This is a genomic window from Thioalkalivibrio sp. ALE17 (assembly GCF_000425605.1).
Lineage (GTDB): Bacteria > Pseudomonadota > Gammaproteobacteria > Ectothiorhodospirales > Ectothiorhodospiraceae > Thioalkalivibrio.
The window spans coordinates 1-12392 of sequence record NZ_AUDT01000018.1 but is presented as its reverse complement, the minus strand read 5'-3'; the positions used below and the strand labels follow the sequence as shown (position 1 = coordinate 12392).

Annotated in this window: 10 protein-coding genes; 4 read left to right on the top strand and 6 right to left on the bottom strand. The window is 68.8% G+C overall.

Annotation, left to right across the window (positions count from 1 at the left end; translation table 11 throughout):
* Positions 1-58: 58 nt before the first annotated feature.
* Genes glcF through H609_RS0110040 form a run of 5 tightly spaced genes read right to left on the bottom strand, consistent with a single transcriptional unit; the run spans position 59 to position 6669 of the window.
* Complete coding sequence (gene glcF / locus H609_RS0110060; RefSeq protein WP_028484882.1) at positions 59-1324, bottom strand: glycolate oxidase subunit GlcF; 1266 nt, start codon at positions 1322-1324, stop codon at positions 59-61.
* Between the two features lie 4 nt (positions 1325-1328).
* A complete protein-coding gene (gene glcE, locus H609_RS0110055) occupies positions 1329-2438 on the bottom strand; it encodes a glycolate oxidase subunit GlcE (RefSeq protein WP_028484881.1) in 1110 nt (369 codons plus the stop codon).
* Positions 2439-2447: 9 nt separating this feature from the next.
* Positions 2448-2852, bottom strand: coding sequence for a DUF302 domain-containing protein (locus H609_RS0110050; RefSeq protein ID WP_028484880.1), 405 nt, complete (start codon positions 2850-2852; stop codon positions 2448-2450).
* A 30-nt stretch (positions 2853-2882) separates the two neighbouring features.
* A complete protein-coding gene (locus tag H609_RS0110045) occupies positions 2883-5666 on the bottom strand; it encodes a TRAP transporter permease (protein WP_028484879.1) in 2784 nt (927 codons plus the stop codon).
* Positions 5659-6669, bottom strand: a complete 1011-nt coding sequence (locus H609_RS0110040) for a TAXI family TRAP transporter solute-binding subunit (protein ID WP_018875813.1) — start codon at positions 6667-6669, stop codon at positions 5659-5661. The genes H609_RS0110045 and H609_RS0110040 overlap by 8 nt, the downstream gene beginning before the upstream one ends.
* 151 nt (positions 6670-6820) lie before the next feature.
* Between H609_RS0110040 and H609_RS0110030 the strand changes: the two genes are divergently transcribed.
* The 4 genes from H609_RS0110030 (at position 6821) to ribD (ending at position 10934) form a co-directional block, all read left to right on the top strand.
* The gene (locus H609_RS0110030) at positions 6821-7615 is read left to right on the top strand and encodes a transglutaminase family protein (protein ID WP_028484878.1); all 795 of its coding nucleotides are present in this window, start codon (positions 6821-6823) and stop codon (positions 7613-7615) included.
* Positions 7616-7887: 272 nt separating this feature from the next.
* Positions 7888-9147, top strand: coding sequence for a serine hydroxymethyltransferase (gene glyA / locus H609_RS0110025; protein ID WP_018867832.1), 1260 nt, complete (start codon positions 7888-7890; stop codon positions 9145-9147).
* A 30-nt stretch (positions 9148-9177) separates the two neighbouring features.
* Positions 9178-9759: a transcriptional regulator NrdR gene (nrdR, locus tag H609_RS0110020; protein WP_026279321.1), complete on the top strand. Its 582-nt coding sequence runs from the start codon at positions 9178-9180 to the stop codon at positions 9757-9759.
* Positions 9759-10934, top strand: a complete 1176-nt coding sequence (ribD, locus tag H609_RS0110015; RefSeq protein ID WP_028484877.1) for a bifunctional diaminohydroxyphosphoribosylaminopyrimidine deaminase/5-amino-6-(5-phosphoribosylamino)uracil reductase RibD — start codon at positions 9759-9761, stop codon at positions 10932-10934. Before nrdR ends, ribD begins: the two co-directional genes overlap by 1 nt.
* 175 nt (positions 10935-11109) lie before the next feature.
* Here the strand turns inward: ribD and H609_RS0110010 are convergent, their stop codons facing one another.
* Positions 11110-12333, bottom strand: coding sequence for an IS256 family transposase (locus tag H609_RS0110010; RefSeq protein WP_028484876.1), 1224 nt, complete (start codon positions 12331-12333; stop codon positions 11110-11112).
* Positions 12334-12392: the final 59 nt, after the last annotated feature.

Here is a 12392-nt window from a genome sequence, read left to right as displayed (position 1 = left end):
GTCTACCGGATTGGAAAAGGGGGAATCTAGATCGCCGTCCGGGCGCGGGCAAGCGCCCCTACGCACCGGCGGGAGTTGCCGGACAGTGGCGCTCGAGCAGTGTGAGCCAGTGCTCGACCGGGGTGTCCGTGCCACTTTGCAGATGGGTCTGGCAGCCGATGTTGGCGGTGACGATGCGCGCGGGGCCCGCGGCCTCGAGGTTGTCCAGCTTGCGCTGGCGAAGCCGACCTGCCATCTCCGGCTGCAGGATCGAGTAGGTGCCGGCCGAGCCGCAGCACAGGTGCGGCTCGATGACCGGAACCAGATTGAAACCGGCGGCCTGCAGGAGCGGTTCCACGCGCCCGGGCAGGGCCTGGCCGTGTTGCAGGGTACAGGGGGCGTGCCAGGCCACTGGTGGGTGATCGGCCGGTGCGCGGATCCCGAGCTCGCGGATGCTTTCGGCGTCGAACAGTTCCACCGGGTCGCGAACCCGTGCCGCCAGCCGGGCCGCGCGCTCGGCGTACGTCGGGTCGTCGTCCAGGATGTGCCCGTAGTCGCGTAGCAGCACGCCGCAGCCACTGGCGGTGCTGACGACCGCGTCGACGCCGCGCTCCAGGACCGGTTCCCAGGCGTCGAGGTTGGCGCGGACCCGGGCGCGGGTTCGTTCCTCGAAGGCCAGGTGGTGTTCCACCGCTCCACAGCAGCGGGCCGCCCCGGTCTCCACTACCTCGACGCCGCGGCGGGCCAGCAGGTGGCGCAGGGCCGCGTTGATGCGGGCGTCGATGGCGTCATGCACGCAGCCGCCCAGCAGCAGCACGCGCCCATGCTGGAAGTCGGGCCCCGCAGCACCGTTGGCGGGCCGGGGTACGGCCCCGGTGGCCTGGCGCGGCGGCACGCGCCGCTTCAGTCGCGCGGGCAGAGCCGGGCGGGCGAGACGCCCCAGCCCGAGGGCCAGACGGAACGGCCAGCGCGCCGGCAGGGCGCGCGCCAGCAGGCCGCGCAGCAGCCGCTCGCGCCAGGGGCGGTCGAGGTCGCGCTCGACCACCTCGCGGCCCACCGCCACCAGGTGGTTGTAGTCCACGCCGGAGGGGCAGGTGGTCATGCAGTTGAGGCAGGTCAGGCAGCGGTCCAGATGGGTGCGCGTGGTGGCATTGGCCTCGCCGCTCTCCAGGACCTCCTTGATCTGGTAGATCCGGCCGCGCGGGCCGTCCAGCTCGTCGCCCTGTTCCTGATAGGTCGGGCAGGTCGCGTTGCAGAAGCCGCAGTGCACACAGGCGCGCAGCGCGTCCTCGGCGATGCGCGCCGCCGGGTCGTTCTCGAAGCGGGGGTGCAGGCGGGTTTCCATAGTCTCAGCTCGCCCGGGCGGGGCGTGGATGGGGGGCAATCAGTGGGGCGAAAAATACCCCGTCCGGGTCCATCGCCGCGCGGACTTCCCCTTCCAGGCGCGCGTGCGGCGCGGGGCGCGGGTGCAGCCAAGTGCCGCCGGCGGGATTGCCCAGCCACAGCCGGGCATGCCCGCCCGCGTCTGCGACCGTCGTGCGGACCGTTTCCGGGGCCGCGCTGGAGCGCAGCCAGCGCTCGCCGCCGCCCCAGTTCATCAGCCACTCGCCCGGCAGGTCGAGGGGCGGGGTCGCCGGCGGCAGGCTCAGACGCCACAGGCGTTCGTCGCCGGTCACCGAACCGGTCAGGAACGGCAGGTGACGATCGCGCAGCCGGGTCCAGAAGGGCGGACCCTCCAGATCGGCATCCGCGCCCAAGCGCTCGGCGGCCTCCTGCACGGCCTCCTGCCCACCGCCCAGGCGGATCCGGGTGATCCCGTCGGCCCAGGCCAGGCCGGAGAAGGGCAGGGCGGTGCGCCCCCAGTCCCGGGCCTGCTGGATGAATTCGGCCGCGGAGGCCTCGCGGCGCAGCCAGGCCTGGTAGGCGGGGGCGGGGAGCAGCTTGAAGCTGGCTTCCAGCAGCAGGCCCAGACTGCCCATGCTGCCCGCCATCAGGCGCGAGACGTCGAAGCCGGCGACGTTCTTCATGACCTCGCCACCGAAGCGCAGGATCTCGCCGCGGCCGTTCACGATGCGTGTACCCAGCAGCGCGTCGCGCAGACTGGCGGTCCAGGGGCGGCGCGCGCCGGACAGCCCCAGGGCGACCATGCCACCCACGGTGCTGGACGGGGTGGGCATGGCCGGCTCGAAGGGCAGCATCATGCCGACCTCTTCCAGCGCGGCCTGCAGTTCCATTACCGGCGTGCCGGCGCGCACCGTCACCACCAGCTCGCTGGGGGCCAGATTGACGATGCCGTGGTGGCGGCCTGCCTCCAGCGGCTGCACGTCCGCCGGATATCCTTCGGGGAACGCGAGGGAACGCTGACTGCCACTGCCGTTGATGGCCAGGCGGTGGCCGGCTGCGCTGGCCGAACGGATGCGCTCGGCCAGTAGCGCTGACTGGTCGGTTCCGGGTTCCATCAGGCGCGGCTAGCCCGTCTCCAGCGTCAGGCGTACCCGTTCCAGGCGATGCCGCACATCTTGAGCAAGGTCCTCGACGCCAGGCTTGTCGACCAGACACATCACCGCGACCGGGTCCATGAAGCCGACCGTGCAGGTCCCGTTCTCGTTGTCCTGTACCAGGACGTTGCAGGGCAGCAGCAGCCCGATGTTCGGATCCGCCTCGATCGCCTGGCGGGCCAGGTTCGGGTTGCAGGCGCCGAGGATGCGGTAGGCCCGATGATCCAGGTCCAGTTTCTTCTTGAAGGCCGCGGCCACGTCGATCTCGCTGAGAATGCCGAAGCCTTCCTCGCCCAGGGCGGCCGTGGTGCGCTCGATCACCTGATCGATCGCGCCCGGCACGATCACGTTGAAGCCGTATTGAGGTTGTTCCATCGCGGGTCCTCCGTTCGTGGTGAGGTCGGGTTACGCCGACAGCGCCGGGGCGTCGGCGGATGGCCCGCCTCCCGGTGGTGTCGTGCGCCGGCGCTGGTTCCAGGCGACCAGGAGCCCCAGGGCCAGTGCGGGGAGGTAGAACCAGTAGGGACTCGGACGGTCGGTGGGCACCAGCACGCCGGTGATGGCCCAGCCACCCTCCAAGCCTACCCGGCCGGCCGGGCTGCCGAAAGCAACCGTTTGTATCTGCGCCTTCTGCGCGTCGGGATCGAAGCGCACGTCCAGGCCGGCATCGGCCAGGCGTTCGCGCGGGGCCAGATCCGGGCTGCCCAGTGGGAACATCACCGTGCGGGTGATCTCGCGGCCCTCCAGGTCGATGCCGGTGGCCTCCACGCGCAGCGAGTCACGATCCGGGATCGTCTCGACGACCTCCAGCAGGGTCTCCGGCGGCTGGTGCGCAAAGGGCGGCGCGATGCGGTCCATCAGTACCGTGGGCACCAGCAGCACGAAGGCCACCACCAGCAGGGCGCCGGATTCCCAGTAGCGGCTGCGGGTCAGGAACCAGCCCTGAGTGGCCGCGGTAAACGCGAGGATGCCCGCCAGCGAGCCGAGGAATACCAGCGTCAGCTGGAACACGTTGTCCACGCCGATCAGCAGCAACTGGCTGTTAAAGATGAAGAAGAACGGCAGTGCGATGGTGCGCAGACTGTAGGCAAAGGCCTGGATCCCGGTACGGATCGGGTCGGCCTTCGCGATCGCCGCGCCAGCGAACGAGGCCAGACCCACCGGCGGCGTCACGTCGGCCATGATGCCGAAATAGAACACGAACAGGTGGGCCGCGATCAGCGGGATCAGGATGTCGTGCTGGGCGCCCAGGTCGACGATGATCGGGGCCATCAGGGTCGCCACGATGATGTAGTTCGCGGTGGTCGGCAGGCCCAGCCCCAGGATCAGGCTGATCAGGGCCGTCAGCACCAGCACCAGCAGCAGGTTGCCGCCGGACAGGGTATCCACCAGGTCGGTCAGCACCAGCCCGACGCCGGTCATTGCCACGGTGCCGACGATGATCCCGGCCGCGGCGGTGGTCAGGCCGATACCGATCATGTTGCGCGCGCCGGTCTCGAAGCCCTGGAACAGCTCCCATACCCCGACCCAGGTCGCCTGCAGCAGCCGGCTCTGGCGCCGGAACAGCGCGACCAGCGGGCGCTGGGTCAGGACGATGAAGATCATGAAGGCCACCGCCCAGAACGCCGCCAGCCCCGGCGACAGGCGTTCCACCACCAGGGCCCAGACCAGCACCACCAGCGGCAGCACATAGTGCAGACCGCCCAGTACCGTGGGTAGCACGCGCGGCAGGGGTTGCTCGGTGTCCAGGGGTTCCGGCTCGGGTTCGCGAGCGACGATCCACAGCAGGATCAGGTAGGCCGCGAGCAGCAGGCCGGCGATGATCCAGGCGGCGGCGTCGCCGGCCACGTCCTTGATCCAGCCCAGCCCCCAGTACACCGCGGCGGCCAGGATGATCAGGCTGGAGACGGTGATCCCGAAGCTGATCAGGCGCCCGCGCCAGGTGGTCACGGTGGCGCGCTGGAGCCCCTCCATGCCGTTCTTGCAGGCCTCCAGGTGGACGATATAGATCAGCGCGATATAGGCGATCAGCGCCGGCAGGATCGCGTGCTTGAGCACCTCCACGTAGGGGATGCCGACGTACTCGACCATCAGGAAGGCGGCGGCCCCCATCACCGGCGGCATCAACTGGCCGTTGACCGAGCTGGCCACCTCCACCGCGCCGGCCTTGTGCGGGGCGAAACCGACCCGGCGCATCAGCGGCACGGTGAAGGTGCCGGTGGTGACCACATTGGCGATGGATGAACCGGAGACCACGCCGGTCATCCCCGAGGCCATCACCGCGGCCTTGGCCGGGCCCCCGCGCAGGTGCCCGAGCAGGGAGAAGGCCACGCGGATGAAGTAGTCGCCGGCGCCGGCGCGTTCCAGCAGCGCGCCGAACAGCACGAACAGGAACACGAAGCTGGTGGAGACCCCCAGCGCGATCCCGAACACCCCCTCGTTGGACAGCCACTGCTGCGCCATCGCGCGCGGGTAGCTGGCGCCGCGATGGGCGATCAGGTCGGGCATCAGCGGCCCGGCGAAGGTGTAGAACAGGAAGATCGCCGCGATGATGGTCAGCGCCGGGCCGAGCACGCGGCGTGTCGCCTCCAGCAGCAGGATCAGACCGATCCCGGCCATGACCAGGTCCAGCTCGGTGGGGGCGCCTGGGCGCGCCGCCAGCGCCTCGTGGAACAGGTAGAGGTAGAGCGCACTGAAGGCCGCGACCGCGGCGAATACCCAGTCGCCCAGGGGCACACGATGCACGGGGTCGTTCCCGCGCAGCAGGGGCCAGGCCACTACTACCAAAGCAATGCCCAGGGCCAGATAGACCTCGCCGAGGCGTTCAAGGCCCAGCAGCTGCCATAGCCCTAGTGCGATCAGGGCCAGGCCGCCGAGGGCATAGAGGATGCCGATCGCGTGCTGCCAGCCCTTGCCGCGGGCGGTGGGACGTACCGCGGGGAAGAGCAGGTAGCCGAGGAAGATCGCGAAGGCCAGATGGATGGAGCGGGCCTGGGTCTCGGAGACCACGAAGACATCCACCCAGTCGGCCATCGGCGCGGCGATCCAGATCTGGAACAGCGACCACGCGACGGCCGTGATCCAGATGAGACTGCGGGTCGCGCGGCCGGGGTGGCGGCCGCCGGTCTCCAGCTCGGCGACCTGGCGGTCTTCCGGGCTGGCGACATCCTGGGCTCGGGTATCAGTCATCGATCAGTCCTGCCTCGCGAAAGTAGCGTCGGGCGCCGGGGTGCATGGGCGCGGACAGGCCCTCGTCCACCATGCCCTCGCGTTCGAGACCGCTGAAGGCCGGGTGCAGGCCACGGAAGGTCTCGAAGTTCTCGAACACGGCGCGGGTCAGTTCAAAGGCGGCGGTGTTCGACGTGCGGTCCGAGGTGACCAGGGTGGCGCCCACGCCGTAGGTGCGGATGTCCTGGTCCTGCCCTGGGTAGGTATCGGCGGGAATCACGGCGGTGAGGTAGTAGGGGGTCGAGCGGATCAGTTCCTCGATGGCCGGCCCCTCGATGGAGACCAGGCGTGCATCACAGGTGGCGATGGGCTCCTGGATCGCCGCCGAAGGGTGGCCGACGGAGAACACGAAGGCGTCGATGCGATTGTCGCACAGGGCCTGGGCCTGCTCGCGCGAGGGCAGCTCGCTGACTCGGCGGAAGGTATCGTGATCCCAGCCGAGCTTCTCCATCAGCTCTTCCATCAGGGTGCGCTGGCCGGATCCGGGGTTGCCGATGTTCACGCGCTTGTCCGGCAGATCATCCAGTCCGGCAATCTCCGCGTCGGGACGCACCACCAGGGTCAGGGGCTCCGGGTGCAGGCTGAACATGGCCCGCAGGTGCGTGGCTGGCCCGAAGGCCTCGAAGCGGCCGCTGCCGTGGTAGGCGTGGTACTGCAGATCCGACTGGGCCACGCCGAAATCCATGTCGCCGGAGCGCACCATGTTCAGATTGAACACCGAGCCCCCGGTGCTTTCCGCGGTGCAGCGCATCCCGTGTTCGTCGCGGCGAGTGTTGAACAGGCGGCACAGGTGCTGGCCGGCCGGGTAGTAGACCCCGGTGACGCCGCCGGTACCGATGTTGATGAAGCGCTGCTCGGCCGCCGCCAGGGGCGCGAGCAGCAACAAAGCCAGGCTCAGGCCCAGGGCCGGCAGCCCGCGGGTCAGGCGACGTGTAGGGATGCGGTGCACGGCGGATCCTCGCATGTGTTCTCCCGGGAACAGGCGGTATCGCGAGTGTAGGGAATCGGGCCGTAATGTACACGCCCGCCGGTCCGGGTAACGCGGCAAGGTTTTTCTGGCTCTGCGGTCAAGCGGCGCGTAGGGTGAGGCCTCCATCCGACGCAGGCATTGCCCCATGTGGCTTGAAACCCGCTGTGACTTCGAATTCGAGATCCCCGTCCCGACCCCGTTCGTGCTGATGCTGCGCCCGCGCAGCGGCCCGCTGCAGTGGATCGCGCGCGAGGAGTATCGCCTGGTGCCGAACGCCCCGGTGACCGAGTTCGTGGATATATACGGCAATCTCTGCCAGCGTCTGGTCGCGCCGCCGGGGCCGTTCTCGATCCACACAGCGGCCGAGGTGCAGACGGCCGATGCCCTGGATCGCGCGCCTGGCGCCCCGTTTGTCGAGGTACAGGCCCTGCCGGACGCGACCCTTGGCTACCTGCTGCCCAGCCGCTTCTGCGAATCGGACCGCTTCAACCGAATGGCGACCGAGATCACCGCCGGGCAGTGGCTGGGCTACGACCAGGTGGCCGCGATCGAGCAGTGGCTGCGCGAGCGCATCGAGTACCTGCCGGGCACCAGCGACGTCCCGGTGTCCGCGGTGGAGGTGAACCAGCGCGGGAGCGGGGTGTGCCGCGACCTGGCGCATCTGGGCATCGCACTTTGCCGCAGTCTCAGCATCCCGGCGCGCATGGTGGTCGGGTATCTGCACGGCCTGCAGCCGATGGACATGCACGCCTGGTTCGAGGCCTTCGTCGGCGGTCGCTGGTACAGCTTCGATGCGACCCAGACGGAATTGCGGGGCGGCTACGTGGTGGTGGGCTACGGCCGCGACGCGGCGGACGTGGCGATCTACAACCAGTTCGGGCTCCCGGTCTACCCGATCCGCCACGAGGTGGGTGTCGAGCGGATCGACGGACCCGCCTGACGCGCGCCGGGCGCGGTATTCCACGGTCGCTGGAAGGGGCTTGAGCCGGCCCCGTCCGCGCCGAACGGACCGGCATCAAAGTACTTGATCGGGCTTGCGAAACCCGCAATTTCGGGGCGTTCGCGAGGCGTCGTGGTGGGCGCCCCGGGAGCCGCCCGGTCTGAAAAGAGGGGCCGGATGACGTATGATAAGCGGCCTTTTTGACGGCAGTGCCGCCTTCCGGCGGGCGCGCCGCAATCCACCGAATCCGAAGCCTTGAACGGGAGAACCGAATGTTTTCGATCGACATGAGTATCCACGGTTACGACGACGAACTCTGGGGCGCCATCAGCAAGGAAGCGCAGCGTCAGGAAGAGCACATCGAGCTGATCGCCTCCGAGAACTACACCAGCCCGCGCGTGATGGAGGCCCAGGGCTCCGTGCTGACCAACAAGTACGCCGAGGGCTACCCGGGCAAGCGCTACTACGGTGGCTGCGAGTACGTGGATATCGTCGAACAGCTCGCGATCGACCGTCTCAAGGAACTCTACGGCGCCGACTACGCCAACGTGCAGCCGCATTCCGGCTCGCAGGCCAACGCGGCCGTGTACATGGCCCTGCTGCAGCCGCATGACACCGTGCTCGGCATGAGCCTGGACGCCGGCGGCCACCTGACCCACGGCGCCAAGCCGAACTTCTCCGGCAAGATCTACAACGCGGTGCAGTACGGCATCACCGACGAGGGCCTGATCGACTACGACGAGGTCCAGCGTCTGGCCACCGAGCACCAGCCGAAGATGATCGTCGCCGGCTTCTCCGCCTACTCGCGTGTGGTCGACTGGAAGCGCTTCCGCGAGATCGCCGATTCCGTGGGCGCCTACCTGATGGTGGACATGGCCCACGTCTCCGGCCTGATCGCGGCTGGTGAATACCCGAATCCGATCGACCACGCCCACGTGGTCACCTCCACCACGCACAAGTCCCTGCGCGGGCCGCGTGGCGGCTTCATCATCACCAAGGGTCAGCCGGAGCTGAACAAGAAGTTCCAGTCGCTGATCTTCCCGGGTACCCAGGGTGGCCCGCTGATGCACGTGATCGCCGGCAAGGCGGTGGCGTTCAAGGAGGCCCTGGAACCGGAATTCAAGACCTACCAGAAGCAGGTGATCGCCAACGCCCGCGCGATGGCCGAGGTCCTGGTCGAGCGCGGCTACGACATCGTCTCCGGCGGCACCGACAACCACCTGTTCCTGCTGAGCCTGGTGTCCAAGGGCATGACCGGAAAGGCCGCGGATGCCGCGCTGGGTCGCGCCAACATCACGGTCAACAAGAACGCGGTGCCGAATGACCCGCAGTCGCCGTTCGTGACCTCCGGCATCCGCATCGGCACCGCCGCGCTGACCACGCGTGGCTTTACCGAGGCCGAGTCGCGCGAGCTGGCCGGCTGGATCGCCGACGTGCTGGACGACCACGAGAACGAGCAGGTGATCGACGCGACCCGCGACAAGGTCGTCGAGATCTGCCGCCGCTTCCCGGTCTACGGCGCGCCCGAATAATCTCGGCGAGTCACGGGTCGCGGGCGCGGGATGCGCTGTCCGTCCTGTCATGATCAGGATACCCGCGTGGTCGATTCGCGGGTGGCCGGCCCGGAGCAGGAACAGATCCGGCGCCGGCGTCAGTGCCGCGCCTGCGGGGCGCGCTTTACCACCTTCGAGCGGGCGGAGTTCAGCCTGCCGCGGGTGGTCAAGCGCTCCGGCGAGCGCGTCGCCTTCGACGAGGAGAAGCTGCGCAGCGGTCTGCGTCGGGCCCTGCACAAGCGCCCGGTGAAGACCGACGATGTCGAGCGGGTCATCGACGACATCAAGCGCCAGCTGTCCGCGCTCACCGCCCCCGAAGTGAAATCCGACCGGATCGGCGAAATGGTCCTGGCCGCCTTGCACGGCCTCGACCATGTGGCCTATATCCGGTTTGCCTCCATTTATCTCAGCTTCGCCAGCGTGCAGTCCTTCCGCGAGGCCATCGAACGGCTGGAGGAAGACCTCAGCCCGGAGATGCGCCGCTCGCAGCTGCGCCTGATCGACGAGGAGGCGCCCGGTCCTGCCCCGGAATCGGCGGCGGGCGGCCCGCAGGTGCCACCGGGGAGTGGTGACTCGTCCAGGGGGGAGTGATGGAAGCACCCACGACCGAGCAGGCGATCACGGACCGCCGTTACATGGCGCGGGCCCTGGAGCTGGCCGACTACGGCCGCTTCACCGCGGACCCGAACCCGCGGGTCGGGTGCGTGATCGTGCGCGACGGACGCGAAGTCGGCGCGGGACTGCACTGGAAGGCCGGCGAGGCCCATGCCGAGGTGAACGCACTGCGGGCGGCCGGCGAGGCCGCGCGTGGCGCAACCGCCTACGTCACCCTGGAACCCTGCAGCCATCACGGCCGGACTCCGCCCTGCACCGATGCCCTGATCGGCGCCGGGGTAGCCCGGGTCGTGATCGCCATGCAGGACCCCAACCCGCAGGTCTGTGGCGGCGGGATCGAGGCCCTGCGGGCAGCAGGTATCCCGGTCGACAGCGGCGTGCTGGAGGCCGAGGCGCGTGCCCTGAACCCCGGATTCGTGCGGCGCATGGAGCAGGGACGCCCCTGGGTGCGCGTCAAGCTTGCCGCGAGCCTCGACGGGCGTACCGCTATGGCCTCCGGCGAGTCGCAGTGGATCACCGGCGAGGCGGCGCGCCGCGACGTCCAGCAGTGGCGGGCCCGCGCGGGCGCGATCCTGACCGGCAGCGGCACCGTGGTCGCCGACGACCCGCGCCTGAACGTGCGCATGAAGCCGTTCGATCTGGCCGCTCATGCCGGGTTTCCGGATGACCCCCGCTATTACGACCTGCCGGGACGCCAGCCCCTGCGGGTGATCCTGGACGCCCGCCTGCGGACGCCGCCGGGCACGCAGATCCTGCGCGAGGGACCGGTCTGGATCCTCACGGGGCCCGATGCCGCGGACTCGCCGGCCGCGGACACCCTGCGCGGCCGAGGGGCGGAGGTCCGGCCCGTGCCGTTGGCGGAGGAATCCGCCGAAGGCGGGCTGGATCTGGGCGCGGTGCTGGCGGAGCTGGGCCGCGCCGAGGTCAACGAGCTGCATGTGGAGTCCGGACCGGGTCTGGCCGGCGCGCTTGCGCGTGGTGGCTGGGTCGATGAATGGCTGATCTACCAGGCCCCCCTGCTGATGGGCTCCAATGCCCGCCCCCTGGTGGATTGGCCGCTGGCCCGGATGTCCGAGCGCGCCGAACTCGAGATCGTCGATTCCCGCTGGGTCGGCGAAACCCTGCGCCTGCGCGCCCACCCGCGTTCCTGAAGGCCGATTTCACCACGAAGCACACGAAGGCACGAAGAAGGGAAAGGTCAAGGGCGGTCTACAGGAAGACGGAAAGAGTGGAAGGATGACTGGGTTTGAAACGGGGTGCGCAACCGCATCGCATGGGCAGACCATGACCATCCGCGAGGGTGTCAATTTTTCTGTGTAAGTGGGGTTAGGTCGGCATCCGTTCGGGGAACAGGATGATGAACTGGTTGAGGGCCTGGCGCCAGTTGTGGAGGGGGCGGGTCCATTTCTTGGCGACGTTCCGCAAGGCGAGGTAGAGGATCTTGGTCACGGCGCTGTTGTTGGGGAACGCCCCGCGGTTTTTGAGAACCCGGCGCAGCGAGTAGTTGAGCGACTCGATGGCGTTGGTGGTGTAGACCACCCGGCGGATCGGCGGCGGATAGTCGAAGAACCCCGACAGGCGGGGCCAGTCGGCGCGCCAGCTGGGGCTGATGGCGGGGTATTTGGCGTCCCAGGTGTCCGCAAAGCGGGTGAGCGCGGCCTCGGCCTCGGCGCGGGTGGCGGCGCCGTAGATGGCGCGCAGATCCCGGGCCACGGCCTTGCGCTCCTTCCAGGGCACGTACTTGAGGCTGCCGCGGACCTTGTGAACGATGCACAGTTGCACCTGGGTGTTCGGGAACACGCTCTCGATCGCCTCGGGCAGGCCCTTGAGGCCGTCCACGCAGGCGATGAAACAGTCCTGGACGCCGCGACTGTTGAGCTCGGTGAACACCGCGTGCCAGAACGAGGCACCCTCGGCCTGACCGACCCAGAGTCCCAGCAGCTCCTTCTCGCCTTCCAGGTTGATGCCCAGGGCCAGATAGACGGCCTGGTTCTTGACCGGCCCGTGCTCGCGCGACTTCACGTGCAGGGCGTCGAAGTAGAGGATGGGGTAGACCGCCGCCAGGGGCCGCTCCTGCCAGGCTTGCAGCTCTTCACGCACCGCCTCGGTGACGTTGGAGATCAGGGTCGGCGAGACCTCCACGCCGTAGAGTTCTTCCAGTTGCGCCTGGATCTCGCGGGTGGACTGGCCCCGCGCATAGAGCGCGATGACCTTGTCGTCAAAGCCTTCCAGGCGGCGCTGCCGCTTGGCAATCAGCTGCGGCTCGAAGCTGCTGTCGCGATCCCGCGGAACTTCGATCTCGAACGCGCCGGCTTCGCCCTGCACGCGCTTGCGCGTCTTGCCGTTGCGACTGTTGCCACTGCCGCGGCCCTCCAGGGCATGCGGCGGATAGCCCAGGTGGGTGGTCATCTCCGCCTCGAGCGCCCGCTCCGCCAGGCGCTGCGTCAGCTGCTGGAGCAGTCCACCCTGACCCAGCAGATCCTTCGGGTGCTGATAGTCCTTCAGCAGCTCATCCAGCAAAGCATCGGGAATCGTCTTCGAATCGGTCATCGCATACTCCTTGCTCAGGTCTGCTAAATGACCACTTACACAGTTCCTTGTACACCCTC